This is a genomic window from Microbacterium sp. PRF11, assembly GCF_031844085.1.
Classification (GTDB): Bacteria; Actinomycetota; Actinomycetes; order Actinomycetales; family Microbacteriaceae; genus Microbacterium.
This window is the reverse complement of record NZ_JAUZUP010000004.1, coordinates 159,227-185,742: the sequence shown is the minus strand read 5'-3', so window position 1 is coordinate 185,742 and position 26,516 is coordinate 159,227. Positions and strand designations below refer to the sequence as shown.

General features: G+C 68.9%; 24 protein-coding genes and 1 tRNA gene. 13 read left to right on the top strand and 12 right to left on the bottom strand.

The window, feature by feature from the left end; genetic code table 11:
- Positions 1 to 109: 109 nt before the first annotated feature.
- The 4 genes from Q9R20_RS12255 to murI form a co-directional block, all read right to left on the bottom strand.
- A complete protein-coding gene (locus Q9R20_RS12255) occupies positions 110 to 1,027 on the bottom strand; it encodes a cation diffusion facilitator family transporter (RefSeq protein ID WP_311249601.1) in 918 nt (305 codons plus the stop codon).
- 127 nt (positions 1,028 to 1,154) lie between these two features.
- On the bottom strand, positions 1,155 to 1,751 hold the full coding sequence (gene rdgB / locus Q9R20_RS12250) for an RdgB/HAM1 family non-canonical purine NTP pyrophosphatase (protein ID WP_311249600.1): 597 nt from the start codon (positions 1,749 to 1,751) through the stop codon (positions 1,155 to 1,157).
- 1 nt (position 1,752) lies between these two features.
- The gene (gene rph / locus Q9R20_RS12245; RefSeq protein ID WP_311249599.1) at positions 1,753 to 2,478 is read right to left on the bottom strand and encodes a ribonuclease PH; all 726 of its coding nucleotides are present in this window, start codon (positions 2,476 to 2,478) and stop codon (positions 1,753 to 1,755) included.
- A 31-nt stretch (positions 2,479 to 2,509) separates the two neighbouring features.
- Entirely contained in the window at positions 2,510 to 3,328 is an 819-nt protein-coding gene (gene murI / locus Q9R20_RS12240; protein WP_295835709.1) for a glutamate racemase, read from the bottom strand.
- A 365-nt stretch (positions 3,329 to 3,693) separates the two neighbouring features.
- Between murI and Q9R20_RS12235 the strand changes: the two genes are divergently transcribed.
- Positions 3,694 to 5,022, top strand: coding sequence for a nicotinate phosphoribosyltransferase (locus Q9R20_RS12235; RefSeq protein WP_311249598.1), 1,329 nt, complete (start codon positions 3,694 to 3,696; stop codon positions 5,020 to 5,022).
- An 87-nt stretch (positions 5,023 to 5,109) separates the two neighbouring features.
- Here the strand turns inward: Q9R20_RS12235 and Q9R20_RS12230 are convergent, their stop codons facing one another.
- Genes Q9R20_RS12230 through Q9R20_RS12220 form a run of 3 tightly spaced genes read right to left on the bottom strand, consistent with a single transcriptional unit; the run spans position 5,110 to position 9,254 of the window.
- Entirely contained in the window at positions 5,110 to 5,376 is a 267-nt protein-coding gene (locus tag Q9R20_RS12230) for a DUF3039 domain-containing protein (protein WP_144785396.1), read from the bottom strand.
- Positions 5,377 to 5,427: 51 nt separating this feature from the next.
- Positions 5,428 to 6,957: a hypothetical protein gene (locus tag Q9R20_RS12225; protein ID WP_311249597.1), complete on the bottom strand. Its 1,530-nt coding sequence runs from the start codon at positions 6,955 to 6,957 to the stop codon at positions 5,428 to 5,430.
- A gap of 11 nt (positions 6,958 to 6,968) precedes the next feature.
- On the bottom strand, positions 6,969 to 9,254 hold the full coding sequence (locus tag Q9R20_RS12220; protein ID WP_311249596.1) for an ATP-binding cassette domain-containing protein: 2,286 nt from the start codon (positions 9,252 to 9,254) through the stop codon (positions 6,969 to 6,971).
- A 141-nt stretch (positions 9,255 to 9,395) separates the two neighbouring features.
- On the opposite strand from Q9R20_RS12220, the gene Q9R20_RS12215 reads away from it, so the two are divergent.
- Together Q9R20_RS12215 and Q9R20_RS12210 are read left to right on the top strand one after the other, a co-directional pair.
- On the top strand, positions 9,396 to 10,343 hold the full coding sequence (locus Q9R20_RS12215) for a hypothetical protein (RefSeq protein ID WP_311249595.1): 948 nt from the start codon (positions 9,396 to 9,398) through the stop codon (positions 10,341 to 10,343).
- 70 nt (positions 10,344 to 10,413) lie between these two features.
- Positions 10,414 to 11,751 carry a maltokinase N-terminal cap-like domain-containing protein gene (locus Q9R20_RS12210; protein WP_311249594.1) on the top strand — a complete coding sequence of 446 codons (1,338 nt, stop codon included), beginning with the start codon at positions 10,414 to 10,416 and terminating at the stop codon, positions 11,749 to 11,751.
- A gap of 238 nt (positions 11,752 to 11,989) precedes the next feature.
- Here the strand turns inward: Q9R20_RS12210 and Q9R20_RS12205 are convergent, their stop codons facing one another.
- Positions 11,990 to 13,582: a trypsin-like peptidase domain-containing protein gene (locus Q9R20_RS12205; protein ID WP_311249593.1), complete on the bottom strand. Its 1,593-nt coding sequence runs from the start codon at positions 13,580 to 13,582 to the stop codon at positions 11,990 to 11,992.
- A 148-nt stretch (positions 13,583 to 13,730) separates the two neighbouring features.
- On the opposite strand from Q9R20_RS12205, the gene Q9R20_RS12200 reads away from it, so the two are divergent.
- Both Q9R20_RS12200 and Q9R20_RS12195 read left to right on the top strand, forming a co-directional pair.
- On the top strand, positions 13,731 to 14,933 hold the full coding sequence (locus tag Q9R20_RS12200) for an aminotransferase class I/II-fold pyridoxal phosphate-dependent enzyme (protein WP_311249592.1): 1,203 nt from the start codon (positions 13,731 to 13,733) through the stop codon (positions 14,931 to 14,933).
- A 167-nt stretch (positions 14,934 to 15,100) separates the two neighbouring features.
- Entirely contained in the window at positions 15,101 to 15,415 is a 315-nt protein-coding gene (locus Q9R20_RS12195; protein ID WP_311249591.1) for a hypothetical protein, read from the top strand.
- Here the strand turns inward: Q9R20_RS12195 and Q9R20_RS12190 are convergent.
- Together Q9R20_RS12190 and Q9R20_RS12185 are read right to left on the bottom strand one after the other, a co-directional pair.
- Complete coding sequence (locus Q9R20_RS12190; RefSeq protein ID WP_311249590.1) at positions 15,372 to 16,208, bottom strand: carbon-nitrogen hydrolase family protein; 837 nt, start codon at positions 16,206 to 16,208, stop codon at positions 15,372 to 15,374. The genes Q9R20_RS12195 and Q9R20_RS12190 overlap by 44 nt on opposite strands.
- Positions 16,205 to 16,702 (bottom strand): DUF6328 family protein, encoded by a 498-nt coding sequence (locus Q9R20_RS12185; RefSeq protein WP_311249589.1) that lies wholly within the window; start codon positions 16,700 to 16,702, stop codon positions 16,205 to 16,207. The genes Q9R20_RS12190 and Q9R20_RS12185 overlap by 4 nt, the downstream gene beginning before the upstream one ends.
- 83 nt (positions 16,703 to 16,785) lie before the next feature.
- Here Q9R20_RS12185 and Q9R20_RS12180 point away from each other — a divergent pair.
- The 4 genes from Q9R20_RS12180 to Q9R20_RS12165 all read left to right on the top strand — a co-directional run bounded on the left by Q9R20_RS12180 (position 16,786) and on the right by Q9R20_RS12165 (position 19,865).
- Positions 16,786 to 16,859 (top strand) — tRNA-Met (locus tag Q9R20_RS12180).
- 147 nt (positions 16,860 to 17,006) lie between these two features.
- Positions 17,007 to 17,297 (top strand): hypothetical protein, encoded by a 291-nt coding sequence (locus Q9R20_RS12175; RefSeq protein WP_311249588.1) that lies wholly within the window; start codon positions 17,007 to 17,009, stop codon positions 17,295 to 17,297.
- A 2-nt stretch (positions 17,298 to 17,299) separates the two neighbouring features.
- Positions 17,300 to 19,054, top strand: coding sequence for an alpha/beta hydrolase (locus tag Q9R20_RS12170; RefSeq protein WP_311249587.1), 1,755 nt, complete (start codon positions 17,300 to 17,302; stop codon positions 19,052 to 19,054).
- Positions 19,055 to 19,565: 511 nt separating this feature from the next.
- Positions 19,566 to 19,865: a WXG100 family type VII secretion target gene (locus Q9R20_RS12165; RefSeq protein WP_311249586.1), complete on the top strand. Its 300-nt coding sequence runs from the start codon at positions 19,566 to 19,568 to the stop codon at positions 19,863 to 19,865.
- A 1,378-nt stretch (positions 19,866 to 21,243) separates the two neighbouring features.
- On the opposite strand, the gene Q9R20_RS15980 is transcribed toward Q9R20_RS12165, so the two are convergent.
- Both Q9R20_RS15980 and Q9R20_RS12160 read right to left on the bottom strand, forming a co-directional pair.
- Entirely contained in the window at positions 21,244 to 21,462 is a 219-nt protein-coding gene (locus tag Q9R20_RS15980; RefSeq protein ID WP_366509184.1) for a three-helix bundle dimerization domain-containing protein, read from the bottom strand.
- Positions 21,463 to 21,553: 91 nt separating this feature from the next.
- On the bottom strand, positions 21,554 to 22,783 hold the full coding sequence (locus Q9R20_RS12160; protein ID WP_311249585.1) for an MFS transporter: 1,230 nt from the start codon (positions 22,781 to 22,783) through the stop codon (positions 21,554 to 21,556).
- Between the two features lie 155 nt (positions 22,784 to 22,938).
- On the opposite strand from Q9R20_RS12160, the gene Q9R20_RS12155 reads away from it, so the two are divergent.
- From Q9R20_RS12155 to Q9R20_RS12140, 4 genes are all read left to right on the top strand, one after another.
- A complete protein-coding gene (locus Q9R20_RS12155; protein ID WP_311249584.1) occupies positions 22,939 to 23,061 on the top strand; it encodes a hypothetical protein in 123 nt (40 codons plus the stop codon).
- Between the two features lie 46 nt (positions 23,062 to 23,107).
- Positions 23,108 to 24,322: a YcaO-like family protein gene (locus Q9R20_RS12150; RefSeq protein ID WP_311249583.1), complete on the top strand. Its 1,215-nt coding sequence runs from the start codon at positions 23,108 to 23,110 to the stop codon at positions 24,320 to 24,322.
- 32 nt (positions 24,323 to 24,354) lie between these two features.
- Positions 24,355 to 25,287, top strand: a complete 933-nt coding sequence (locus tag Q9R20_RS12145; RefSeq protein ID WP_311249582.1) for a hypothetical protein — start codon at positions 24,355 to 24,357, stop codon at positions 25,285 to 25,287.
- A 246-nt stretch (positions 25,288 to 25,533) separates the two neighbouring features.
- On the top strand, positions 25,534 to 26,445 hold the full coding sequence (locus tag Q9R20_RS12140) for a hypothetical protein (protein WP_311249581.1): 912 nt from the start codon (positions 25,534 to 25,536) through the stop codon (positions 26,443 to 26,445).
- Positions 26,446 to 26,516: the final 71 nt, after the last annotated feature.

Below are 26,516 nucleotides of genomic sequence, written 5' to 3'. Positions count from 1 at the left end.
GACGACAAGACCACCCGGAGATTCACCTCCGGAGCGGCGAAGGCGCGCGTGTCTTCACCCGGCTACCGGGCGCAGAGGTCTTCCGAAGATGGTCGGACCGCGACGCAGTTCACGCGTGACGCGAGTCGTGCTCCACGTGGCCCGCCGGTTCGAGCTGGAAGGTCGAGTGCTCGACGTCGAAGTGATCGCTCAAGCACTCCTGAAGAGACGAAAGGATGCCGGCGGCCCGGCCGTCCGCGAAGGCCGCGTCGTCGACGATGACGTGAGCGCTGAAGACCGGGGCCCCGCGCGTGAGCTGCCAGACGTGCACGTCGTGGACGTCGACCACGCCGTCAGCCCCGCGGATGTGGTCCCGGATCTCGGAGACGTGCACCCCGACCGGCGCGGACTCCGTCAGCACCACGACCACCTCGCGCAGCAGACCGATCGCCCGCGGCACGATGAGTACGGCGATGAACAGCGAGGCGATGGCATCCGCCTGCGCGAACCCGGTCGTGACGATCACGATCGCCGCGACGATGACCGCGACCGATCCGACGAGATCGCCCAGAACCTCCAGGTACGCGCCGCGGACGTTGATGCTGCGCTTCTGAGCGCGTCCGAGCAGCCACATCGAGATCGCGTTCGCGACCATTCCGATGATCGCGACCGTCAGCATCAACCCGCCCTGCACCTCGGCCTCCGCCGGCGCGAGCAGACGCTGAACGGCTTCGATCCCCACCCACGCGCACAGCACGATCAGGATGACGCCGTTCGCGAGCGCCCCGAGGACTTCGGCGCGCTGGTATCCGAACGTCCGGCGATCGTCGGCGGGGCGCGCCGCGATCGCTGTCGCGACGAGCGCGACGACGAGAGCGGCGGTGTCGGTGAACATGTGGGCCGCATCGGCGAGCAGGGCGAGCGATCCCGACAACACCGCGCCGACGATCTGCACGACCATCACGGTCGCGGTCAGCGCGAGAGCGGTCGCGAGCAGGCGTCTGTTGCTGGCATCCCGGATGCCGCCCGCCGGCGCGTGATCGTGCATAGCTCCAGGCTAGGCCGGGCACAGGGTCAGGTGCGGGTGTTGGGCGCAGTCGGGAATGAGAACGGGTGTCGGTCTCGGTGCGCTCGTCGGAACTTCCGACAGGAATGAGCCGACAGCCCGCGCGAGCTCAGAGCGCGGACAGCAACGGCGTCAGCAACTCGAACGCCCGCGCCCGGTGGGACTCGGCGTTCTTCTCTGCGGCCGTCCACTCCCCCACCGTGCGCTCCTTGCCCGCGACCTGTCCGTCAGGGACGAAGATCGGGTCGTAGCCGAAGCCGCCGGGGCCGGCGGGGGCGGTCGCGAGGCGTCCGGGCCATCGTCCCTCGACGGTGTCCTCGGTTCCGTCGGGACGCACGAGCGCGATCACCGAGACGAACTGCGCCGTGCGGTGCGGGTTGGCGACGTCGGAGAGCTGGTCGAGCAGCAGCTCGAGGTTCGCTGTGGCGTCCTTCTTGTGTCCGGCCCAATACGCCGAGAACACTCCGGGCGAGCCGCCGAGCACGTCGACGGCCACGCCCGAATCGTCGGCGAGCGCCGGCAGGCCGGTATGCGCCGCGGCCGCGCGCGCCTTGATGAGGGCGTTCGCGGCGAACGTCACCCCGTCCTCGACGGGCTCCGGGCCGTCGTATGCGACGACCTCGAGGTCGGGGCGAACCGCAGCGACGATCGCCTGGAACTCCTCGACCTTGTGCGGGTTGTGCGTGGCCAGGACGACGCGGGCCATCTCAGCCCTCGAGGGCCGTCGTCTGGATGCCGCGCAGCTCGGCGCAGCCGTTCACGCCCAGCTCGAGCAGACGGTCGAGCTCGCTCTTGTCGAACGGAGCGCCCTCGGCGGTGCCCTGCACCTCCACGAACAGGCCACGGCCGGTGACGACGACGTTCATGTCGGTCTCGGCGCGCACGTCCTCGACGTAGGCGAGGTCGAGCATCGGCTCGCCGTCGATGATGCCCACCGACACCGCAGCGACCGAGTCGCGCAGCACCTCGGCCCGCTGACCGATGAACTTCTTCTCGCGGCCCCAGGCGATGGCATCCGCGAGAGCGACGTAGGCGCCCGTGATCGCCGCGGTGCGGGTGCCGCCGTCGGCCTGCAGCACGTCGCAGTCGATGACGATCGTGTTCTCGCCCAGCGCCTTGGTGTCGACGACAGCGCGAAGCGCGCGGCCGATGAGCCGGGAGATCTCGTGCGTGCGGCCGCCGACCTTGCCCTTGATGCTCTCGCGGTCGTTGCGGCTGTTCGTCGCGCGCGGCAGCATCGCGTACTCCGCCGTGACCCATCCCTTGCCCTTGCCCGTCAGCCAGCGCGGAACACCGTTGGTGAACGAGGCGGTGCACAGCACCTTCGTGCCGCCGAACGTGATGAGCGCCGAGCCTTCGGCGTGCGCCGACCATCCGCGCTCGATGGTCACGGGACGGAGCTGGTCGTTGGTGCGACCGTCTTTGCGGGTCATGTGTCCTCCTCGGACGAATGGATGCCGCGACTCAGCGCGGCAGGTCGATGGCGCCGGTCTGCACCAGCTGCACGTCGCGCACCTCGCGGCCCATGAGCCGGTGCGCCAGGTGGAGAAAGTCGTCGGCCGACGAGCCCGTGGCTTCGTAGCGGTGCCTGGGCGTGGCATCCGGTCCCGCCAGCAGGTCACGCGAGACGAGCTGACGGTAGACGTCTTTCGCGGTCTCGCTGTCGCTCGAGACGAGGCTGACGTCGGGGCCCATCACATAGCTGATCGCGCCCTCGAGGAACGGGTAGTGCGTGCAGCCGAGCACGAGCGTGTCGACGCCGGCGTGCCGCAGCGGTGCGAGGTACTGCTCCGCGGTGGCGAGCACCTCGGGCGAGTCGGTGACGCCGGCCTCGACGAACTCGACGAAGCGCGGGCACGCCTCGGCGAAGACCGTGAGGCGCTCGTTGACCTCGAGCATGTCCTGATAGGCGCGCGAGCCGATCGTGCCGACCGTGCCGATCACGCCGATGCGGCCGTTGCGGGTGGTCGACATGGCGGTGCGCACGGCGGGGCCGATGACCTCGACGACGGGCACGTCGTAGCGCTCGCGCGCATCGCGCAGCATCGCCGCGGAGGCGGTGTTGCACGCGATCACGAGCATCTTGACGCCCTGCTCGACGAGGGTGTCGAGCACCTCGAGCGAGTACTTGCGGACGTCGGCGATGGGCTTCGGGCCGTAGGGCGAGCGAGCGGTGTCGCCGATGTAGAGGATCGACTCTCGCGGGAGCTGCCGGGAGACGGCCCGTGCGACGGTGAGTCCGCCGACCCCTGAGTCGAAGATCCCGATCGGCGCGTCGTCCATAGGGGTCCAGCCTAACGGGCGGCGCCGGGACGGTCGGGTCCCCGGTAGAGGGGTTGCCGGACTCCGGAGAAATGACGCATAGCGTTGCCTTTCGGGCCACCTGGGGGCGGCTCGGCTCAAAACTCAGGAGTTCCGCGGGCCAGGGCGGAGGTGCGGACGCAGCGGGCGGGGCGGCGGCGCGGGCAGGGCCCGGCGCGCGTTGACCCGGGACCCGAGTGGCCCGCGCCGAACTCGTGAGAAACACGACGGCGGGCCGTCCCTCGGCATCCATGCCCGACTGGCGGCCCGAGAACTCAGGAGTTCGGTGGGTGTCAAGAGCTCGAGGGCGCACGGGACGACCCGCGCCCCCGCAATAGGCTGGCGCCATGAGCCGCAGCACCGCCCTGCACACCGACCGTTACGAACTCACCATGCTCGACGCGGCGCTCCGCGACGGCACGGCGAACCGCCGCTGCGTGTTCGAGGTGTTCGGGCGTCGGTTGTCGGGTGGGCGTCGGTTCGGCGTGGTCGCCGGCACGGGGCGGCTGCTCGAGGCGATCCGCGACTTCCGCTTCGGCGACGACGAGCTGCGCTATCTCCGCGACAACCGGGTGGTGGATGCCACGACCCTCGACTTCCTCGCCGATTACCGCTTCACGGGCTCGGTGACCGGGTACCGGGAAGGGGAGATCTACTTCCCCGGCTCGCCTCTGCTGACCATCGAGGGCACGTTCGCCGAGGCCGTCCTGCTCGAGACGCTCGCGCTCAGCATCCTGAACTACGACTCGGCCGTCGCGACCGCCGCCGCGCGTATGAGCGTCGCCGCGGGCGATCGTCCCCTGGCCGAGATGGGCTCTCGTCGGGCGAGCGAGGACGCGGCCGTCGCCGCCGCGCGCGCGGCGTACATCGCCGGGTTCTCCGCGACGAGCAACCTCGAGGCCGGCCGCCGGTGGGGCGTGCCGACGATGGGCACGGCCGCTCACGCCTGGACGCTGCTGCACGACACCGAGGAAGACGCCTTCCGCTCGCAGATCGACGCCCTCGGCAGCGGCACGACGCTGCTCATCGACACGTACGACATCACCGAGGGAGTCCGCACGGCGGTCCGCGTCGCCGGCACCGAGCTGGGCGGTGTGCGCATCGACTCGGGCGATCTGCCGATCGTCGCGGGCGAGGTGCGCGCGCTCCTCGACGAGCTCGGCGCCACGGGCACGCGCATCACGGTCACGAGCGACCTCGACGAGTACGCACTTGCGGCGCTCGCGGCCTCACCCGTCGACAGCTACGGCGTCGGCACATCGGTCGCCACCGGCTCGGGCGTACCGACCGCCGGACTCGTCTTCAAGCTCGTCGCGCGCGAGGCGGCCGACGGTTCGTGGGTCGGCGTCGCGAAAGCGTCGGCGCAGAAGGCGTCTCACGGCGGCCGCAAGGCGGCGTTCCGCACCCTCGACGCCGGAACGGCCACGAGCGAGCTGATCATCGTCAGCGACGGCTTCGAGGAGTTGTCGATCGCGGCCGAGCACCCCGATGCCCGCGCCCTCCAGACGACTCTCATACAGGGAGGAGAAGCGGATGCCGGCGCCCTCGGCTCCAACGGGGTGCAGGCCGCTCGGGCTCACCACGCGCGCGTGCGCGAGGAGCTGCCCGTGCGCGCCCTCGCGCTGAGCAAGGCCGACCCCGCCCTGCCGACCGAGTACCGCGAATCCACCGCGTGAGTCGCCAAGATTTGTCGCTTCAGGTGCTCCTGAAGCGACAAACTCTGGCGACTCACGCGAGGTGCGGCAGGGGCAGCGACGGAAAGATCAGTTGACGAGGGACTCGTAGATCTCTTTGCACTGGGGGCAGACGGGGAACTTCTCGGGGTCGCGCCCCGGGGTCCACTTCTTGCCGCACAGGGCGCGCACCGGCTTGCCGCTGAGGGCGGACTCGAGGATCTTGTCCTTCTTCACGTAATGGGAGAAGCGCTCATGATCACCGGGCTCGATGTTCTCTTCGCGGATGAGCTCTTCGAGCTCACGATCCAGGGTCGCGAGACCCCCGCTGTCAGGACTGTCGAGAGGCGTGCTCATGGAGAGCCAGTGTAGCCGCGGACCGCGCCCACGGCTCGGGGAGGCCGACGATCAGGTCGCTTCCGCGAATTCCATGAGGCGGGTTCCGCGCCTCTCGAACAGGAACGCGCCGATCGCCACACCGACCACGAGCACGAACAGTCCGGCCCCGATCCCCACCCACATCGCGAACATGGAGTCGATGGCGGTGCCGTCGATCGCCTGCCAGGTCAGCAGGATCGAGGGCAGCGCCGCGAGGATCGCGCCGACCATCACGAGACCCTGCGCGACGACCCCGCCGGAGCCGGTGCGCTGAGGCTGTTGGAACGGGCTGTCTCCCGGGCGCGAGACCGCGTAGGGCGCGACGACCGACGAGATGCTCGAGAGCCCCAGCCCCGCGAGGAACAGCGCCGCGCACACACCGATCATCGCCGGGAAGATGGCCCATCGCCCGTGCGCGACGATCGCGAGCGGCAGGCTCACGGCGAGGATCGGGATGCCGATGAGCAGCACGGGAATGAGACGACCGATACGGTCGGGCGCACCGCGCATGCCGCTGGCGATGTGCATCCACAGGGCGGTGGAGTCGTAGGCCAGGTCGTTGTGCGGCAGCCAGCCGAAGAACAGGGCCATGATGGGCACCGGCAGCAGGATGGCGAGTTCGAGCGGGACGCCGGCGACGAGCAGCGGCACGATCGACACGACCGCGGCGATCGGCACGATGACGACGTTGACGATGTAGCGCCGGTCGCGCAGCCAGTACGACAGACTGCGGGCGGCGACCGCTCCCCCGGGCGTACCCGGCAGCAGCGCGAACCAGCCGAGTCCGCCGCGTTCGCGCACCGCGACGGGGCGGCGGGTGGTGGTGAGCAGGATCTCGACGAGCGCGAACCAGGCGAAGGCGAGCGCGGCGACGGTCGCGACGGCGACCACGACGCTTCCCACGGCGGCCCCGGCGCTCGGCGCGAGCGCGATGCCCCACGCCGCGCCGATGGGCGTCCACGCGAGGATCTCGGCCGCGGACGCGAGCTGCGACGGCACGGCACCGCGCCATTCGAGGGAGCCGAGGAACACCCCGACGGGAACGACGACGACGAGCACCGCGACCAGGTACACGCCCATGAGTTCGCGCGACTGCCGGGGCGGGCGCTGCACGAGCGCGCCGAGCGCCATGCTCACGCGCGCGAACAGCACGCACGTGGCCAGCCCCAGGACGATGGATGCCACGCTCCCGAGGATCGAGGCCCCATGGGCGCCCCACGCGACGGCGAGACTGATGGCGAGCGCGAGCACGACCAGCACCGGGACGCTGAGGAAGCCCGCGAGGATCAGGGTGCCGGCGAGGGGCCGGGGTTCGGACCCGACGACGGCGAAACGGCGCGGGTCGAGCGGATCGACGGACCCAGTGACGGGTGGGGCGACGACGAAGCCGAGGGTGACCGCGGAGCCGGCGAGAACGGTGACGACAGCCGTGGTGAGGCGATCGGCATCCGCGAGCCCGGCCGCGCTGATCACGGCGATCACGGTCGCCGCGACGAGCACCACGACGCCGATCACGCGGCGGATGACGTCGCGTCGGTCGCCCCGCAGGGCGCCGACCATCATCGCCAGTCTCAGGCGGAAAACGTGTGCAACCACTCGAGGCCCTCCACGTCGCCGAGTCCACCGGAGAGCTCGCGGAAGCGCTGCTCGAGGGTGCCCTCTCCGCGGACCTCGTCGACCGTGCCCTCGGCCAGCACCTGACCCGACACGATCACCGCGACACGGGAGCACACCCGCTCGACGAGCTCCATACCGTGGCTCGAGAGGATCACCGTTCCGCCGTGCGCGACGTAGGTGCCGAGGATGTCGAGGATGACGGCGCTCGAGACGGGGTCGACCGCCTCGAACGGCTCGTCGAGCACGAGCATGCGCGGCGAGTGGATCATCGCACCGGCGAGCATGACCTTCTTGGTCATACCGGCGGAGTAGTCGGACACGGGCCGGGCGAGCGCGTCAACCAGATCGAACGCACGGGCGAGATCGGCCATACGGCTCTCGACGAGGGCGCCGGGGAGTCCGCGCAGTGCTCCGTAGTACGACAGCAGCTGTCGGCCGGTGAGCCGGTCGAAGGTGCGCAGACGGTCGGGGAGCACACCGATCAGCTTCTTGGCCTCTCGAGCACGCTTGCGCGCGTCGACGCCGTTGATGGTCACCGAACCCGCGTCGGGGCGCAGCAGGCCCGCGATGATCGACAGGGTCGTGGTCTTGCCGGCGCCGTTGGGGCCGACGAGACCGTAGAACGACCCGGCCGGCACGGTGAGATCGATCGCGTCGACGGCGCGCAGGTCACCGAAGGTCTTGGTGACCGCGCGCAAGCTCAGCGCGGGCACGGCTTCGTCGACGGCGGTCCGGGCGGCGGCGGCGTCCACGGCAGGTTCGACCGCGAAGGCGGGACCGGCGACCGCTTCCGCGCTGTCGGCCGCGGTCTCGGTGAGGGCCGGGGCGGTCCCGGTCGATGCCGCGGGAACGTCAGCGACCGGCTCACCGTCCGCGCGAGCGATCGCGTCGTCTTCGGCCCGCTCATCGTCGGCAGAGGCACTCTCGACGGGCGCGTCTTCGACCAGCAGATCGGCGTCGGCGGGTGCCGCCTCGACAAGCACGTCGGCGTCGTCCACCGGAACGTCGACACCGGCGGGTACCGCCTCCACGGGCGCGTCCTCGACCGGCACGTCGACGTCGGCGGGTGCCACCTCGACAGGCGCGTCTTCGACCGGAACGTCGACATCGGCGGGCACTGCCTCCGCGGATCCGTCGCCGACAGGTTGCGCGGCATCCTCCACCGTGAGGGCCGACCTCTCGACCGCCGGCTCGTCTACGCGGACGTCGGCCGGCGTCGGGTCTTCGTGTTCCGCTACATGGTCCGTCGCGGTCACCGGCTGCTGGACGGCGCCCTCCTCGAGGGGCGTCTCGATCACGAGCTCGGCATCGGAGGCGACGGCCGCCGCTCCGGACTCACGGTCGTCGGCGGGCGCGTCGACCAGCGTCACCGCGTCGGCCGCCTCCGCGACGGGTTCCTCCACCGCCACATCGGCGGGGGTCGGATCCACGGCGACATCCTCGGCCGCGACGGGAGCGTCGTCGGTCGCCTCGGCGTCAACGACCTCGACGGCCGGCTCCTCCACCGCCACATCGGCGGGAGTCGGATCGACCACGACATCCCCGGCCGCGACAGCCGCACCAGCAGGAACCGCGTCACCCGCATCGTCAGCGCCATCCGACACGACCGCCGGAACCACACCGGGCAGCGGCGGACGCGGCGGCACCACGATGTCATCGAGCACGAGCGGGGGAACCGGCGGCGTCGAGGGCTTCGCACCCTGCGTGTCGGCCGGGGCCACCACCACGTCGGGCGTGGCCGGGGTCACCCGCTCCGCGTCGGTCACGGCCTTCTTCGCCGCGGCCGTCGTGCGCGGGGTCGTGGGCTTCTTCGCTGCGGGGGTACGCGGGGTCGTGGGCTTCTTGGCCGCGGGAGTGCGCGGGGTCGCGGGCTTCTTCGCCGCGGGGGTGCGGGTACCGCTGCTCGTCGTCGACCGCGTGGCGGTGGTGCGCGGAGCGCGGGGCTTGGCTGCGGGCTTGGCCGCTCCGGTTCCCGACGCCTTGGCACCGCTCGCTTTCGCCGCGGTGGTCTTGGGCGCGGCGGCACTGTCGCTCGCCTCGGCGCCGGCTTCACCCTCGGAGGACGCAGCCTTCGACGCCGCGGTCGAGCGCCCCTTCGCGGCCGACGACGTGCGCGGCGCGGCGGGGCGCCGCGGGGCACGCGGCTTCGGAGGGGCGGGAGCGGCCGAGGGTTCGACGCTCGCCGCGACACCCTCGGTTTCGGAGGGCGTGTCCCGGGGTTCGGGCAGCGAAGCAGTCATCGCTCCAAACTACCAATCCCCTCCGACACTCCCCGACGGGATGGACGCCGAGTCGCACGTGCGGCACGCGCTCAGGCGTCCCCGATCCGCTGTGCCGTCAAGGCTCCGCTCACGCTCAGGCACGCGCGAAAAGATGTGCACATGGCTGAGAAGGTGCATCGCATCCATTCCCTGTCCGACGACGCCCCATGGAAGGGCGGATTGCCGCCCGTCGGTTCGAACGAGCACCCCCGCATGATCCGCATGCTCGACCGGGTGCTCTCGGTACAGCGGCCGGTCGTGCTCGCCCACCTCCGCAGCGTCCGTCTGCGGCATCCGGATGCCACCGTCCCCGACATCCTGAAGATCCTCGAGCGGCGCTACCTCGCCGCCGTTACCACGGGAGGCGCGGCCGTCGGGGCCACCGCCGTGGTCCCGGGCATCGGCACGGGTGTGACGCTCGCGCTGAGCGGGGCCGAGACGCTCGGGTTCCTCGAGGCGACCGCGCTCTACGCGCAGTCGGTCGCGGAGGTGCACGGAGTCGTCGTCGACAACCCCGACCGGGCCCGCGCCCTCGTGCTCGCGCTCATGCTCGGCAAAGAGGGAGTGGACCTCGTCTCGCAGCTCGCCGCGCAGGCTTCCGGTCGCGGCGTCTCGCGGCAGGGCTACTGGGGCGAGATGGTCACCAAGACCCTCCCCCGCGCAGCCGTCGGACCGCTGCTGGATCGGCTGAAGACCTCGTTCGTCCGTCAGTTCGCCACGCGCGGCGGAGCATCGTGGATCGGCAAGGCTCTCCCGTTCGGCGTGGGCGCGGTGGTGGGCGGAACGGGGAACCACATCCTGGGGCGCCGCGTGCTGGTCAATGCGCGTCGGGCCTTCGGAGCGCCTCCGGTCGCCCTCCCGGTCGATCTCGAACCGCGTCCCGGCTCCGAACGCCTCGAGCACACGGCTCTCGACGGCGTCCGCCGCGCCCGCACCGCAATCGCCGACGCCGTGGGCTCGGCGGGCCGACGCACCGGATCGGTGGCGCGCAAGGCGCTCCCCCACCGCCGACGCGAGGACGGCGATCAGGCCGACGACGACGCGGACGGTGCCGGTTCGGCATCCTGACCCTTCTCACCCGCACACCCCCGCGCGCAAGTCCCGCGCGACGCCGGGATGGGCGCGTTAGCCTCGCGGCATGGGCGACCTCCTCGATCTCCTCGCGGTGTGGATGCCGCGTCAGCGCTGGTACGGCACCAAGGGCCGCGATCCCCGACTCCGCGTCGTGGCCGATTGGGCCGTCGACGCGGCCGACGCGCACGTGCTGCTCGTGCACGACGACGCCGCGCAGCCGCCGGTCGTCTATCAAGTGCCGGTCGTGCGGCGTCCGGAGGGTTCGGTTCCTCCGGGCAGCCTCATCGGCGCCGCGGACGAGAACGACGTGTGGGCGGATGCCACGACCGACCCCGCCTTCACCGACGCGCTGTACGGGTGGGTGACCGTCGGGGGCGAAGTGGGGGGTGAAGAGGGCGGATTCCTCGGAACCGCTCTCGCGGCCTCCTCCGACCGCCCGATCGCGTCGCGCGCGACGGCGCGTGTCCTCAGCGGTGAGCAGTCGAACACCTCGCTCATCTTCCGGCCCGAGGGCGACGGCATCCCGATCATCTGCAAGCTGTTCCGGCAGGTGAACACCGGCATCAACCCCGACGTCGAGCTGCAGTCCGCGCTCGCGGCGGGTGGTGCGGCGTTCGTGCCCGCGGCGATCGGAGAGATCCGCGGACGCTGGACCGCCGCCGACGGCGAGCCGGTCAGCGGATCGCTCGCCTTCGCGCAGGAGTTCTTCGAGGGCGTCGAAGACGCGTGGCGCGTCGCGCTCGACGCGGCGGCGAGCGGCGAGGACTTCGCCGACAAGGCGCGCGCGCTCGGGGCGAGCGTTGCCGGTATGCACGTCGCGCTCGCCGAGGCGTTCGACACGGCCGAGGCCGCGACGACCGACCGCTCCGCCGTCGCGGGCGCCTGGCAGCGCCGCCTCGACATCGCCCTGTCGGAGGTGCCCGCGCTCGCGCCGTACGCCGACCGCATCCGTCAGGTGTACGCCGACGCGGCCGACGCCGCATGGCCGCCGCTGCAGCGCGTGCACGGCGATCTGCACCTGGGGCAGGTTCTCTACACGCCGAGCAACGGCTGGGTGCTGCTCGATTTCGAGGGCGAGCCACTGCGGCCGATCACCGAGCGCCGGCAACGCGATGTCGCCGTGCGCGACGTCGCCGGCATGCTGCGCTCGTTCGACTACGTCTCGGGCGCGATCGCCAACGACGACAGCGACACCGTGCGTCGGTGGGTCATCGCCGCGCAGCAGGCGTTCCTCGACGGCTACGCCGAGACCGCCGGCATCCCTCGCACCGACGACGATCTGCTGCTGCAGGCGTTCGAGCTCGACAAGGCCGTCTACGAGACGATCTACGAGACCCGCAACCGGCCGGACTGGATCGGGATCCCGCTCGCGGCGATCGGTCGGCTGGCGCCGCTGTCGTAACCGGCGGAGGCGGGTCCGGTCCCTTCGACAGGCTCAGCGACCTCCGTTCCTCGCGGGAAGAAGCTGGGTCCGGTCCCTTCGACATGCTCAGGGACCTCCGGTTCTCGCGGGAGCGACGGCGCCCGGTCCCTCCGACGGGCTCAGGGACCCCCGTCCCGCGCGAGAGGCCGCACCGCGCGGCACGACGAAGCGCCACCCCGCGGTCCGCGGGATGGCGCTTGCGACGTGATGGATCGGGTCAGTTCGTGGGCATCGACCCGAGCGTGACCTCGGCGGTCTTGGTCTGACCGTTGCGGAGGAAGGTGACCTCGGCCTTGGCGCCCGCGGCGAGCGCGCGCACCTGGGCGGTGAGGTCGATCGAGTTCGTCACGGGGATGCCGTTGAACTGCGTGATGACATCGCCCTTCTGCAGACCCGCAGCCTGGGCGGCGCCGCCGCTGACGGCCTCGGCGACGTACGCGCCGGTGGTGGTCGCACCCTGCTGGGAGGCGGCATCCTGAACCGAGGCACCGAGCAGACCGTGGGTGGCGGCGCCGTTGTCGATGATCTCCGTCGAGATGCGCTTGGCGATGTCGGAGGGGATCGAGAAGCCGACGCCGATGTTGCCCGACTGTCCGCCCGACGACGATCCGCCGGCGCTCGCGATGGCGACGTTGATGCCGATGAGCTTGCCCTCGTCGTCGACGAGCGCACCGCCGGAGTTTCCGGGGTTGATCGCCGCGTCGGTCTGGATGACGGCGATCTTGATGGTCTCGCTCGCGGTCTGCGACTGCTGTCCCTGACCGAAGTCGAAGCGGAACGGGCTCTCCTGCCCGGGCTCGCTCTGCTGCTCGTCGGAGCCGTCGGAGGGCGCCGCCGAGGAGGCGACCTGGATCGAGCGGTTCAGCGCGCTGACGATACCGGTGGTGACGGTGTTGGGCAGGTCGAGGGGCGCGCCGACCGCGACGGTGGCGTCGCCGACGTTGAGCTTCGACGAGTCGGCCCACTCGATCGGGGTCAGGCCCGAGGCGTTGTCGAGCTTGATGACGGCGAGGTCGTAGGTGGGGTCGGTGCCGACGAGGGTGGCTGCGTAGACCTTGCCGTCGCTCGTGGTGACGGAGATCTTGGCGTTGCCGGTCTGACCGTCGAGGGTGACCACGTGCGTGTTGGTGAGCACGTAGCCGTCGCTGCTCAGCACGACGCCCGAGCCGGTGCCGCCGGAGTTGGTGCCGGTGGCGCTGATGGTGACGACGCTCGGCACGACCTTGCTCGCGACGGCGGCGGTGGCGTTGACGTCCTGCGGGTTGTTCACCGTGACCGTGGACGGACCGGCGACGCTGGAGGCGTTCGAGCCGCCCCACAGGCTGAGACCGGCGTAGGTGCCGCCGAGGCCGGCGCCGCCGCCGACGAGGGCCGCCGCGACGAGCAGGGCCGCGATGCGCGGCGTCGCGCTCTTCTTACGGGGCTTGGTGGAGGATGCCGAGTCCGGCAGCGTCAGCGTGGGGTGCGCGCTCGTGGCGGCGGGGCCGAAGGCGTGACCGGTAGGCGAGGTGGCGCCCGAGGGCGCCGAGGCGTAGCCGGGGTGGGCGGGCTGCGCGGCTCCCTGCTGCGGCACGTTGGTGCCGGCGACGGGGGCGGGCCACGCGGCGGCGGCCGCGGCGGGCGAGCGCGTCGGCATGGGCGGCACGTCGGCGCGCGGCGTCGACGTCGCGGCGCCCTCGTGCGGCGCGGAGGCGGTGGGGGTCGAGGAGTCCGACTGCTGCGGCGACGTGGGGATGGCGCCGTGCGCGGCCGACTCGGTGTTGTGGCTGTTGTCGTTACCCTCGGGACGGTTGTCCGTGGTGTCGCTCATGGGATGCTCCTTCTTCCAGGCGCTTCTACGATGACCACCGATGCTGTGGGTCACCTATGACAGAAGTGAGCCGCCTCTATGGGTCTAGCAGCAGAACCCCGCGAGGCATTCCCCCCTTGCAGACGTGCCCGTGCGGCATCCTGGATCCATGCAGCAGATTCCCGGCGCCTGGCAGCGAACGGCTCGCGGGGCGGGCCTCCTCGCACCGGACGGTTCCGCGATCCCGACCATCTTCGCCGAGATGAGCGCCCTCGCGGCCTCCACCGGCGCATTGAACCTCGGGCAGGGGTTCCCCGATGAGGACGGCCCCGAGGCGGTGCTCGACGCCGCGCGCGAGGCGATCGCCGCCGGTATCAACCAGTACGCGCCCGGCCGCGGCTTCCCCGACCTGCTCGCCGCGGTCGCCGAGCATCAGAAGCGGTTCTACGGCATCGACCTCGACCCGGGTCGCGAGGTGCTCGTGACGGTCGGCGCAACCGAGGCGCTCGCCGCGACCCTGCTGGCGCTGATCGACGGCCCCGACGACGAGGTGGTCGTCTTCGAGCCCTACTACGACTCCTACGCCGCCTGCATCGCCCTGTCGGGGGCGAAGCTCGTGCCGGTCCCCCTGCGCTGGCCCGACTTCCAGCCCGACCTGGAGCAGTTGGCATCCGCTGTCACCGATCGCACCCGCGTGATCCTCGTGAACGACCCGCACAACCCGACCGGCTCGGTGTTCTCGAGCGAGGCCCGCGACGAGATCGTGCGTCTGGCGCACCGGCACGACGCGATCATCGTCACCGACGAGGTGTACGAGCACCTCGTGTTCGACGGCCCGCACGTGCCGATCGCGACGCACCCGGATGCCGCCGACCGCACGCTCACGATCTCGTCGGCGGGCAAGACCTTCTCGCTCACCGGGTGGAAGACGGGGTGGGTCAGCGGACCGGCGGAGCTGGTGTCGGCCGTGATGGCGGTGAAGCAGTTCCTCACGTACGTGGGCGGGTCGCCCTTCCAACCCGCGGCCGCGGTGGGGCTCCGCCTGCCCGACACCTTCTTCGCCTCGGTCGCGTCGGAGATGGCCGCGAAGGCGCGCCTGCTGGGCACCGGCCTCCGTGCCGCGGGTTTCGACGTCTCCTCCCCCGGCGGGTCGTATTTCACGGTGGTGAATGCCGCCCCGCTCGGCGCGACCGACGCCGACGCGTTCTGCCGCGAACTGCCCGCTCGCGCGGGGGTGGTCGGCATCCCGCTCACCGCGTTCGTCACTCCCGCGCATCGCGATCGGTACGCGACGCTCGTCCGCTTCGCCGCGTGCAAGCGCGTGGAGGTGCTCGCCAACGCCGCCGAGCGGCTGGCCGGCATGGCCCGCTGAAGTCGGCGGCCCCGCCCCCGGTGGCTGAGCCTGTCGAAGCCACCCCACCGTCGCCAGACCCCGAGCCGCCGGTGGCTGAGCCCGTCGAAGCCACCCCCACCGTCGCCCGACCCCGAGCCGCCGGTGGCTGAGCCCGTCGAAGCCACCCCCACCCGAAGGAGCACCGCATGACCGACGACTGGACCGTGCAGATCTACACGCCGACCGCTCGACCGGGTCTGCGCGAGCGCGGCGGCGAGGTGGTCGAGGCCAGCGTCGAGGCCCTCCGCGAGAACTGGGCCGACACCGTGCGCGCGCTCACCGCGATCGGCGACGGTATCGACGACGACTCCTCCCGGTGGGGTGTGAACGAGATCGAGGTGGGTCTCACGCTGAGCGCGAAGGGTCAGCTGCTGTTCATCGCCGAGGCGGGCGCCGAGGCGTCGGTGAAGATCCGACTCACCCGTCGGCAGCCTCCCGTCGACGGGTGCAGCGCGGAGTGACGCGGAACCGGCGCAGCTCGAGGGCGGGGTTCACCCGCCGAACCCGAGCGATCGCCTCGGGATCGACGTGCGCGACGGCGACATCGGTCGCCGTGCCCACCTGAGCCAGGGCCACACCCTGCGGGTCGACGATCATCGAGTGACCCACGCCGAGGGGCGGCGGGTGGTCGGCCGCAGCGACGAAGAACGTGTTCTCGATCGCCCGGGCCTGCAGCAGCGTGCGCCAGTGGTGCTCTTTGAGCGGACCCCGCACCCACTCGGCCGGCACGAGCGCCACGTCGGCTCCTGCGTCGGCGAGCGTGCGCGCCACCTCCGGGAAGCGCAGGTCGTAACAGGTCATTAGGCCGAAGCGCAGCCCGTGCGCCTCGAACGTCTGCGGCGGGACGATCTCGCCCGGCTCGACCCAGTCGGACTCGCGCTGGCCGAACGCGTCGTACAGGTGGAGCTTGCGGTACACCGACCGGATGCCATCCCCCGCCACCGCCACGACCGCGTTGCGCACCCGCCGGCCGTCGTCGGCCTTCTCGAGCAGGCCCGCGACCACTACCACGTCGAGCTCGGCGGCGAGCGCGGTGAGCGCGGCGACGAAAGGGCCGTCGAGGTCTTCGGCGTTCTCGGCGAGGGACGCGTCGAACGGGTCGACGAAGTAGCTGGAGTATTCGGGGAAGACGACGATGCGCGCGCCGCGTGCGGCGGCCGCGCGCGTGGCCGCGTCGATGTCGGCGAGGTTGCCCTGCCGCGAGGCCGTGGGGGCGAACTGCGCGACGGCGATGCCGACGGTGTCGTGGGTCATTGCGCGGTCTCCCTCCCGCGGCGCCGGATGATCAGCGGCACCACGATCCACAGTACGAGGATGACCGCGCCGAGCACGACACCCGCCGCGATCGACGCCTCGAGGGTCACGACCACGTCGAAGACGAACACGACCACGCCGACCAGCAGCAGCGACACCAGCGCGAGCGCTCCGCGCAGCGACCGATGCCCGAAGCGCACCAGCGCCGGCTTCACCTGCAGGTGGAACACCGCGCGGTGCAGGGCCACCGGTGCGAGGGCGAGGACGGCGCTGAGCGCCGACAACGCGATGAGGGTCAGGTAGAGGATCCGCTGCCCACCGTCGAGCTCGGCGAACGACGGCTGGAAGGCCAGCGCGAGAAGGAACCCAGTGAGGATCTGGGTGCCTGTCTGCAGCACGCGGAGTTCCTGCAGGATCTCGTTCCAGTTGCGGTCCGCACGCTGCGCGGGGCTCTCGGGGCGGCCGTCGTCGAAATCGTCGAGAGAGGTGCTCACCAGGTGATTCTCCCGCGACACTCCCGGGCGGCACGTCCGGATTTGCCATCGCGTTCATCTCGGCGTAATGTTTTCTCTTGTGCCGCGGGGTGGAGCAGCTCGGTAGCTCGCTGGGCTCATAACCCAGAGGTCGCAGGTTCAAATCCTGTCCCCGCAACAAGAAGAAGGCCCCGGATCGCAAGATCCGGGGCCTTCTGCTTTTCCCGGATGCCGCCCCCTCACCCGCTTTTTCACCCGCTCAGGCAGTATTTTTCACCTGTGGAAAAGCTTCCCCGGACGCGGTTCGCGATGTTCACTGGATCGCATGTCCGCGTTCTCCGTCGATCCCGAATCCCTCGAAGCAGCGGCGACCGCCGCACGCAAGATGGCGGATGCCGCCACACCCACCGCGGGTGTCGAGCATCCTTCCGACGTAGGTCACGACGGTCTCGCCGATGCCATCCGTCACTTCGCCACCGAGGTCGACCAGGCGTGGAAAGCCCGGGTCGACGACCTGCACGCCATTCCCACGACACTCGCTGACAGCGCATCGACCTACGAGAACGCCGACGCCGAGGCGGCCGCCGTCCTCCGTCAGGCGGACGGGCACATCTGATCATGCTGACGATGTCGACCGATCCGTCGGTGCTGATCCCCGGCTCCCCCGTCTCGATTCAGCAGGCGATCGCCGGGTGGAAGGGACGAGCCAACAGGGCCGACCAGAACGCGCTGTCGCTTCGAGCCTTCGCCGCACCCGAGGGGTGGGAGGGTTCGGCGCCCCGGGCCTTCCGGAGGCACGTCGAGAAGGTCGCCGCATCCTGGACGCTCCTGCAGAACTCCTTGACCGTCGCATCCGGGGCCCTGCAGGAGTACAGCTCGACGCTCGACTGGGCGCGGGATCAAGCCGGCGTCGCCATCGACACCTGGATCCAGGCGGAGCGAGCCGAGAGCCAGGTGTCGATGCTGCCGGCCCCCTCGCCAAGCGCGTTCGACGCGAGCGCGCTGCGGACCAAGGCGTGGGAGATCCTCCGCCACGCACAGTCCCGCGTCGCCGAGGCGGGCGACCGCGCGGCCGGCATCATCCGAACGGCGGCCGCACAGCCCACCTTGAGCGCCGAGACGTGGCAGCGCATGGGTCAAACCGTCACCACGTCTGCGCAAGCGGCCGCGCTGCTTTCCTCACTGTCCCCCGCTGAACTCGACGACGTTCTCACGGCCCGCCCCGAGCTCGTCGACCTTGTGAAGGCTCTCGACACCGAAGCCGCGAAGACCTGGTGGAGCGCACTGGCACCGGCCGCGCAGAGCGCGCTCATCCGCACCCTGCCGGGCGTGATCGGCAACCTCGAGGGCGTGCCGTACGGCGCCCGCGACAAGGCGAATCGGCGGGCGCTGACGTCGCGCTTGGCGGAGGTTGAGAAGGAACTCTCCGACGCGCTCAAGCCCCTCCCGGAGTCGCCGCCCCCGACCGCCGAGGAGATGCACGAGCGGCACCTGCGAGAGCAGTCCGCTCGCGAGGACCTCGCCGCACTCGAAGGCGTGCGAGACGGGCTGAAGACAGACCCCGACCGTCCGCCGCGCTTTCTGGTCAGCCTGACGGACGACCATCCCCCGCTCGCCGCTGTCTCCATCGGTGATCTCGATACGGCCGACAACATCACCGTCGCGGTTCCGGGGATGACCTCGGAGGCGGCGGGGATGCGGGAGTGGGCGGATTCGGTCTCAGCGCTGCAAGAGATGCAGGCAGCGCTCGACGCCAGCCGTCAGCATGCAGTTGTCGCTTGGATCGGTTATAAGGCGCCCCCCTCTCCTCAAGACGGCGACTTCGCCGTCCTCGGAAACGAACTCGCTGAAGAAGGAGCGGCCCGATTGAACAAGACACTGCACGGCCTGACGTGCGCGAATTCCGAGTCCTCGCTCAATGTCGTCGCTCACAGTTACGGCACGACAACGTCGTCCATCGCATTGGCTTCGACCGACGTTCGGATCGACGCGTTTGTGGCCATCGGGAGTGCCGGGCTGCCGACGACAATCAACGATGCAAGCGACCTGAACGCCGACAAGGTATTCGCAGGACAAGCGCGCAGCGCGTTTCCCCTCCCGCCCGTAACGGGGGACGAATGGGCTTGGATTGGACGCAAGTCGCTCGAACATCCCATAGACCCGATGAACCCGACCTTCGGAGCGCATACATTTGGAACGGATTCAGCGAGAGGCGAGCTTGCGCCCGTCGAGAGCCATGTCACGAACACGCCGCGCGGCGAGGGATACCTGGACCAGCACACCGAATCCTTACGGAACATCGCGATGGCCACGGTCGGGCAGGGTGAAGCTGTCACCCCTGCCCGCGGTTGGATTTCGGAGAACCTTCGATGAGACGAGGTGTCGACGGTAAGCGGCTGGTAGCTGTCGTCGTCTGCCTGAGTGTGTTAGCGGCGGCGTCCTGCAGCTCGCAGCATGAGTCTCCGCTTTCTCACACGGAGGCCGAACGGGGGTTGGTGGCCGTTGTGGAGAACACGGCCGACCTCCTTCCTGACCGAGACTGGCGTCCACTCGCAGGGCGTCCGGCGCCGCGGACGTGTTCGGATCAGAATGAGGCGGAGTTCGGATGGACGCTCGTTGCGGATCCGGGGACGAACCACCTCGAAGACGCTAAACGAATTTCCGAGAGTTGGCAGCAACTCGGGATGACCGTGCGTCTTGTCGAGAGGCCGCACCCCGTCGTATTCGCGACCGGCGGCGGCTTCCAGGGAATGTCCTTTAGCACCGGGCCGGGCCGTTACTACATAACGGCCACCTCGCTCTGCTTCGAGGGCGACGCGGCAGACCTGGAAAGTCGACCGACGCTCGCGCCCTCCCCACATGACCCCTTCTGAGAAGAGCCGCCATGAACATAAGCTTCGATCAATTTCGCTTCGACGAGCATCTCAAGGCCATTGCGAACCACGCGGTCGCTGTCGAGTCCGTCCTCGCCGAGCTCGACGAGCAGTCAGAACTGCTGCGCACCGAGTGGGACGGGCAGGCCAAGAGGGCCTACGAGAGCATGCATGCCCAGTGGTCCTGGACCATGTTCAATCGCCGCGCCCTGCTCGAGAACGCGGCGTCCGCAGCGAGATCCGCCGCGGAGATCCTGGTCTGTGCGAACACCGAGGTCACCAAGAAATGGGAAAGCCTCTCGAAGGGCTGATTCACCTTTCCGCTCCACTGAAGCCGCAGCCCGACCCTGTTGCGTCGCGGGCGACACCCGACGTTTGGGCGCGAATCGGCGGGACGTCGGACCACCCCGTGCTCCCTACTCGCGCGCGGTCATCTCGACCGCGATTTCAAGTCGCCGGGCGATCGCGTACGCAACGACCGGCAACAACGACGACATGTCGCCGCGCGCAAGTGGCGCTAGGAGAGAGTGAGAGCCATCGAATGAGAGCACGGCGCCGGCTATCGATCAGCGCCCTCGCCATGCTGTCGCTCCTCCTCGGAAGCTGCGCAGAGCCGGACGTGGCACCGAGTAGCGCCTCCGAAGTAGAGGAAGCGCTCATTTCCCTCATGACGGATGCGGCGGCGCAGTTGCCGGTTGGTAAGTGGGAGCCGGTGGGCGGCCGCCCAGCACCAGGTCCATGCCCCGGGGACTATCGGGCCAGGTTTTCCTGGTCGATCTCGGCACCTCGTGGCGCCGACCCACTAGCGGACGCTAAGCGCATCGCGTCCTATTGGTCAGGACTCGGCATGCGTACGCGCCTCGTGGAGGCCCCCATTCCCTCCGTTTTCGCAACGGGCGGCGGCGTGCAGGGCGCGTCCTTCGTCACCGGACCATCTCTTTACGCGGTGCACGGCACGTCGTTGTGCGCCGAGGGCGACTCCGCGGACCTGGAAGACCGACCGACGGTGCCACCTCGTGCGCCCCTCCCTGGAGCGTCCCCTACGCCCCCGAGCATCCCGCAGCCCCGATGAATCCGACTTTCGGAGCGCGTACGTGCGGAACGGATTCGGGGAGAGGGGAGCCGGCGGCTATCGGGAGCCACAGCAGCAGTACGCCGCGCGGCGACGGCTACCTGCACCATTTCACCGGACCATTGCGGGACATCGCGATGGCCCCGATCGGCCAGGGTGATGCTGTCGCCCCTGCCCGCGGTTCGATTCCGGAGGACCTTCGATGAGACGAGGTGTCCACGGCAAGCGACTCATCGTCAGCGTCGTCATCCTCCTTGGCGACGCTCAACGAATTTCCGAAAGGTGGCAGCAACTCGGAACGACCGTGCGTCTCGTCGAGAGGCCGCACCCCGTCGTGTTCGCGACCGGGGGCGGCTTCCAGGGAATGACCTTCAGCACCGGACCGGGCCGCTACTACCTCACGGCCACCTCGCTCTGCTCCGAGGGCGACGCGGCAGACCTGGAAAGTCGACCGACGCTCGCGCCTCCCTACATGACCCCTCATGAGAAGAGCCGCCATGACCATCAGCTTCGACCAATCACGCTTCGACGAAGCATCTTCACGTCATGGGGAACCGCGCCGCCGCTGTCGAGTCCGTCCTCACCGAGCTCGATGTCGTTTGTCTGTGCGCCGTTGACTACCCTCCTGAGCGAGTTGTTCCGCGCAATGTCCTCACGACGTTGGCTTCTACGAGGACCGGCACATAATTACGCAGTCGCACGCGGCCGAACCGGCTGACCTCGCCAGCGATCAGCTCGACAAGCCTGTCCTCCGGCACGGACGGAAATCGACGTGAAACCCGCACGAGGACATGAACGAGCGCTTCGTACTCGTCAGCCGGGTTTGTGACGCTCATTCATCCAGAGTGCGCCTCGACTGGGCCGCCAGGGCCGGGTGAGACCGTTGTGCAGCGCATTTCGACGTAGCCACCTGGACGGGTGGTCTGATCATCCTGCCGCTGTCGTGTCCCGTCTCGTGATGGTCTTCGGCCGATTCATGGACGCGATCAGCGCCGCGATCAACAAGAGGGCCGCAGCGGAGAGGATTGCGGCTGACGGGGATTCAACCGCCCGGATCGCTACGGCGATCCAGCTGCCCACGATCGCGCCGAGGGCCGTAGCCGAGAATGACCAACTCATGATTCTCGAGAATCTCTTACCTCGATATTCTCGTTGCCTCAGAGTCGTTATGACGACCTCTCGAACTCGCGATGCAACGCCCAGAAGAAGCGCGTACGCGAGCCCTATCCACCAGAACCACTGCCCACCGATCAGCGTCATGGCGAGGGCGAAAAGGGTCAGCATCACGACCGTCGAAGCGGTCACCCCGATGAGGAGGGCCCGGGGGTTGAGGCGCGCGGCCATTGCTTTGCCGATCCATGGACCGATCGTCGCACCGGCTCCGAAAGTCGCGATCACAACTGCCAGCGCGACCGAGGGATCGAAGCCCGACTGTCTCGCGATTGCCAAATAGACGAATACCCCCGAAAGAGTAGCGCCCATCTGCTCGATGAGACTGTATAGCGGGGAAGCAAAGCCGCTCCGCCAGAGATCATGCAGGAATTCACGCACTGGCATTCGACTGCCGAGCGCGTCGAATTCTTCCGGATCCTGACTCAGGAGTGGAGGCGTTATCACGGTTCGCGCGCTGACAATCCTGAACGACGCACCAAGCCAAGAGAACACAGCATTCGCACCAATAAGCATCACGATGGAAACGCCGGAGAGGATGCTGCCGAACGGCATGGCGACCACAATTCCCACAAATGCAAGCGCCGAGTAGATGGACGCATTGAATGTCAGTGCTTCATGCACGTCTACTTGAGCGAGTTGCTGTCCATAAAACTCCTCGACGACGTCTCCTACGGCGGGGAATATCGCGGCAACAAGCAAATAGGTGACGAGGATCGGCACGGTGCCGCCTGGCCATAACACCAGCAGAAGGACCGCCACCGTACTGAGAGCAGCCTCGGCGAAGTCAGCGCTCACCAGGACTTTCGCCGGACTGAACCGCGCGGCGGAGGCCGCTATCAGCGGGGAGGAGAAGGAGATCAGCTCCCCGACGGTGACCAGCGCGGCAACCCAGAAGACCGGTAGCAGCCCACCGGCAACCGCACCATCCGACCCACCCTCGATGGTCCTCGTTCCGATGACGGATACGACAAGGCCGATGGTCATCCAGCGTCGAGCGCGCTGAAGAGTACGAAGAGGGACACTGCTTACCGTCACCGTTGGATCTTATCGTTGAGTTCTTGCATCCGCGGTGCCGAGTCACTTACCTTAACCGTGCTGACTAACCCCAGCACTTGTACACGAACAGTACGGAGGACCCTATGGGCAAGACGAAGACCAAGAGCGGCAAGACGAACTTCCGAAACCCTCAGGAGACGCGCTCAGCCGAAGACGAATTCTTCGCGTCGGCAGAGGAAGAGCAGGCTAAACAGGAAGAGAACTGACAATTCGGGGTGCCGCGGCAGTTGACGCGGCACCCTGGTTCGACACATGTTCGATCACGATAGAACGCTACCGCCATTCACGGCTTGGCGAAGCGGATTGACGTTACTCAGCGATCTCGGACTCACTCTTCAACAGCCCGATCTGGTCCTATCCTCATCCGCGACCAGCTATGTCGTCCCCACGAAGATTTTCCTCGGAGATCGCTGCATCAGTGAGGCATGCGGAAAAGGCATAGATTGGCAGGCGTGGGCGAGCGGCCTTTACGAGGCCCTAGAACATGCCGCCTCGGAGTACAAGCTTCCTGGGCAATCGCCGTTATACTCGTCGCGAGCGCTCCCGAAATCTGCCTTAGAAGATCGCGATTTGGTGTACAGGTTTGCGCGACGTATTCGCGGAGACTCAGCGCAGCCTGTCGTCGAGTTCGAGGATCCGGTGACACACAGGCCGGTGCTGTACCCGGCTATCGCTGCGGACTTCGGCTTCGCCATCACTGCTGATGACCGCGACCTGGGCTACCTCGACCGCGTCTCTACGACGAAGGGGTACGCGTCGGGGTCGGATAGGCGAGAGGCCGAGATTCACGCGTTGAACGAGCTGATCGAGCATGACGCCCTCTCTGCCTACCTCCTCTCACACTTCACCCAGGCGGATGCGCCAGTCGAGCTGGATGTCATGTCATGGCCACCCGCGATCGGCGTCATCAGGACACTGCAGAATCTGGGCGCGCGGGAGCTAGTGATCGTCAGATTGCCGTCCCTCGTCTCGACCGTCGTTTTCGCATGGTGCATGTCTGCTGATGGCGCTGTCGTCACCGGTATCGGGTGCAGCTCATTTGTGACTGGTGCCGTCATGCGGGCGCTCACGGAAACGCATCAAGAACTCGTCGCCGAGCGACTCGGTGCCTCCTGGGTGTCGGAGGGCGGGGAGCATCGCGACAATCTCGCGGAGTATCCCGTCCTGCATTCCTTGGCGGTTCCCCCGAGACCTACGCCTCGGATCAGTGTCACGATCGACGCGGTCCGAGCGCAAGAAGAAGCGGAAAGCGATCCGCACCCCGGGTCTCGGCTCGCCGCCGCGGGTTTCTTCTATCTCAGCCGGGAGGTCTGGAGCTCACCGACACTCTCAGTCGTCCAGGTGCTCATTCCCGGCGCTGAACGTTTCGCAGATATCGATCTCGGGCGGCCGATCATCCCGACCGGCCGACTGGCAACAGCCAACCTCACCGCGCAGCTGCTCCGGAAGAAGGGCAAGTGGTTATGAGAGACGTTCTCTGGACAGGCATCTACGGAGCGATGGATGAGATCTGTCGACGAAGCCGCGCCGCCTACGCGACGGCCGGCTTCTCCCAGCGGGCCTCCGCCCTCGCTGTACATCCGCTCCTCGACAACTTCGTGTGCGAGGCATTGACGTCGGGATGGACGGAACCAGCTGCCGACCACCTTCGCGTCCCTGTCGCGGGCGATCTCAACTCCCCCGCCCGTTGGTTTCGCCGCGACCATCCTGCGGATTCTGCACTGGCTGCGCATCTCCGTGCCGCAGTGTGCTCCGATCTGGAACTCGCGGATGAACCGTGCACCCCGGACGCGCACTTCGCACACCGGCTCACGGGTGCATATCGCTTGCTCACCGCGACCGTTCCCGAGGTATGGCAGAACACCGCTTCTTTCGTCACACGGGTCTTTGACATCCCCTCGGATCGCCTGAGCAGTGCGTCCCTCGACCACACGGGCGGCGCCATCTTCGTGAGCTCCGTCTCGGGGGATGCCGGCAGCGAGGCAGACCGGATACATCTCGCTGAATGCCTCCTGCACGAGGCCGCGCACAGCAAGTCATACCGGATCTTTCGCGCGTTCGAGCAGGTGAGCGCTCCGGAGTCCCTCGACTTCATCGACGTGCCGTGGTGGCGCTCGACCGGTCAGACGTGGGCGTGGGACGTCGACAGATCAATCGTCGCCGCTCACGTCTATAGCCATCTGGCCACGTTCTACGACCGCCTGAGCGCGACGCGACCCGGATTGCGGCGGCGACGGCAGCAGGCGGCTTTCCGAGCGCGCTTCCTCACGAACGTGCTTCTGCAACTGCCGCCAGGAGCCCTGGATGCGCAATGGCGCGACTTCATCGAGTGGACGGCTTCCACCATCGTGCCCTTGGGGAAGTTGACCGACGCTGGCGAGAAAGAGCTCTCGAGACCGCTCAGTTCCTTCCCTCTCTACCGGAATGCTTGACGCGCACTCGAGCCTCCCGTACCGGCGCTGCGCAGCCCACCCCCGCGCCCGCGTCGCAGGCGTCTGGGCCTCGGCGATGGGTAGCCGAACAGTGGATGCCGTGTGCCCCGGGCCGAGAAATCCGGGGCACTCTGATGGTCACGACCGGAGCCGAAACAAAGCCCAACGCACCCTTACCGCGGCAGCGCGCCCGCGCGCCATGCGGAGCCGGGATCCTTACGCCATTCTGTGACGAGGGGGTAGCGCGTGCTTCTGTCGATCGGACTCGTCCTGGTGTGTCTCGGCGTGATCGCCGGCGTTGTCGCTGCGGCTTTCCCCCGGGGCGAGCGCTCGGCGGCCCGCAGCGCGTTCCTCCGGACCGCGGTCGCTGCGGGGGTGGTGTCGCTCGGCGCGGCGAGTCTCGTGGTGATGGGTGAGCACGGCGCGGGGAGGGTGGTATCTATTGCCTCGAACACCGCGTTGGTGCTCACGCCGGGATTGATGTGCGTGGCGGTGTCGACGACCTCGCGGCGGCGTGCCCGCGGGGCGGCGGTTTTTGCGGCGACGGCTTCGCTGCTCACGGCGTTGGGTTCCATCGCCTTCTCCGCGTCGGCGGCGATTGCCCTACGGTCGCTGGTGCTGGTCGTCGTGTGCGCGGTGTGCGCGGTTCTGGCGATGCGCAACGACTCGCTTCCCCACCGATCGATGCGGCTCATCGCCGTGGCGATGGTCGCGTATGCGATGTACTCGGCCGGTCGCACCGTCACGACACTCGCCTCCGGGGCGACACCTGACACCGACCTGGGGCCGTTCTCGATGGTCCCCGCGGCGCTGGTCGCCGTCGTGGTGAACCTGCTGACCGGCGCGGCAGTGCTGCTGGTCGCCATAGCCGAGAGGCGCGCCACGCGTCTATGCACAGAGGCGCACAGCACGGTCGTGATCGGGGACGTCACGCTGGTCGCGTCGGCCTTCGGCGTCGCTCGCACGCATGATCTCGTGAACGAGCTCCGGCTCGCGGCTCGCGAGCTGGACCCGTCGGCCGTCGATGTTCCGCACGGGATTGCCACGCGGCGCAGCGGAGCCGTCCGCGAGATCGGCAGCCGCCTCAACCGGTACTACGGCTGGCGGCACGACGAACTGCTGCTGCTCCGCGTCGCGCACGAGGAGGCATCCCGCTGAACGACAGAAGGCCCCGGATCCTCGGATCCGGAGCCTTCTGTTCCCCCCACCATTGTCGTCCGCGCCCCCAC

Coding starts and splice junctions, on each gene's coding strand:
- rph (WP_311249599.1), bottom strand. CDS start 2,478: ATGACCCGCAAAGACGGTCGCACCAACGACCAGCTCCGTCCCGTGACC.
- Q9R20_RS12190 (WP_311249590.1), bottom strand. CDS start 16,208: ATGACCCACGACACCGTCGGCATCGCCGTCGCGCAGTTCGCCCCCACG.
- Q9R20_RS12225 (WP_311249597.1), bottom strand. CDS start 6,957: ATGGTCGGCGCCCTGCGGGGCGACCGACGCGACGTCATCCGCCGCGTG.
- Q9R20_RS12175 (WP_311249588.1), top strand. CDS start 17,007: ATGTCCGCGTTCTCCGTCGATCCCGAATCCCTCGAAGCAGCGGCGACC.
- Q9R20_RS12165 (WP_311249586.1), top strand. CDS start 19,566: ATGAACATAAGCTTCGATCAATTTCGCTTCGACGAGCATCTCAAGGCC.
- Q9R20_RS12195 (WP_311249591.1), top strand. CDS start 15,101: ATGACCGACGACTGGACCGTGCAGATCTACACGCCGACCGCTCGACCG.
- Q9R20_RS12150 (WP_311249583.1), top strand. CDS start 23,108: ATGTTCGATCACGATAGAACGCTACCGCCATTCACGGCTTGGCGAAGC.
- Q9R20_RS12145 (WP_311249582.1), top strand. CDS start 24,355: ATGGATGAGATCTGTCGACGAAGCCGCGCCGCCTACGCGACGGCCGGC.
- Q9R20_RS12215 (WP_311249595.1), top strand. CDS start 9,396: ATGGCTGAGAAGGTGCATCGCATCCATTCCCTGTCCGACGACGCCCCA.
- murI (WP_295835709.1), bottom strand. CDS start 3,328: ATGGACGACGCGCCGATCGGGATCTTCGACTCAGGGGTCGGCGGACTC.
- Q9R20_RS12170 (WP_311249587.1), top strand. CDS start 17,300: ATGCTGACGATGTCGACCGATCCGTCGGTGCTGATCCCCGGCTCCCCC.
- Q9R20_RS12160 (WP_311249585.1), bottom strand. CDS start 22,783: ATGACCATCGGCCTTGTCGTATCCGTCATCGGAACGAGGACCATCGAG.
- Q9R20_RS12220 (WP_311249596.1), bottom strand. CDS start 9,254: ATGACTGCTTCGCTGCCCGAACCCCGGGACACGCCCTCCGAAACCGAG.
- Q9R20_RS12255 (WP_311249601.1), bottom strand. CDS start 1,027: ATGCACGATCACGCGCCGGCGGGCGGCATCCGGGATGCCAGCAACAGA.
- Q9R20_RS15980 (WP_366509184.1), bottom strand. CDS start 21,462: ATGAGCGTCACAAACCCGGCTGACGAGTACGAAGCGCTCGTTCATGTC.
- Q9R20_RS12210 (WP_311249594.1), top strand. CDS start 10,414: ATGGGCGACCTCCTCGATCTCCTCGCGGTGTGGATGCCGCGTCAGCGC.
- rdgB (WP_311249600.1), bottom strand. CDS start 1,751: ATGGCCCGCGTCGTCCTGGCCACGCACAACCCGCACAAGGTCGAGGAG.
- Q9R20_RS12155 (WP_311249584.1), top strand. CDS start 22,939: ATGGGCAAGACGAAGACCAAGAGCGGCAAGACGAACTTCCGAAACCCT.
- Q9R20_RS12200 (WP_311249592.1), top strand. CDS start 13,731: ATGCAGCAGATTCCCGGCGCCTGGCAGCGAACGGCTCGCGGGGCGGGC.
- Q9R20_RS12230 (WP_144785396.1), bottom strand. CDS start 5,376: ATGAGCACGCCTCTCGACAGTCCTGACAGCGGGGGTCTCGCGACCCTG.
- Q9R20_RS12235 (WP_311249598.1), top strand. CDS start 3,694: ATGAGCCGCAGCACCGCCCTGCACACCGACCGTTACGAACTCACCATG.
- Q9R20_RS12205 (WP_311249593.1), bottom strand. CDS start 13,582: ATGAGCGACACCACGGACAACCGTCCCGAGGGTAACGACAACAGCCAC.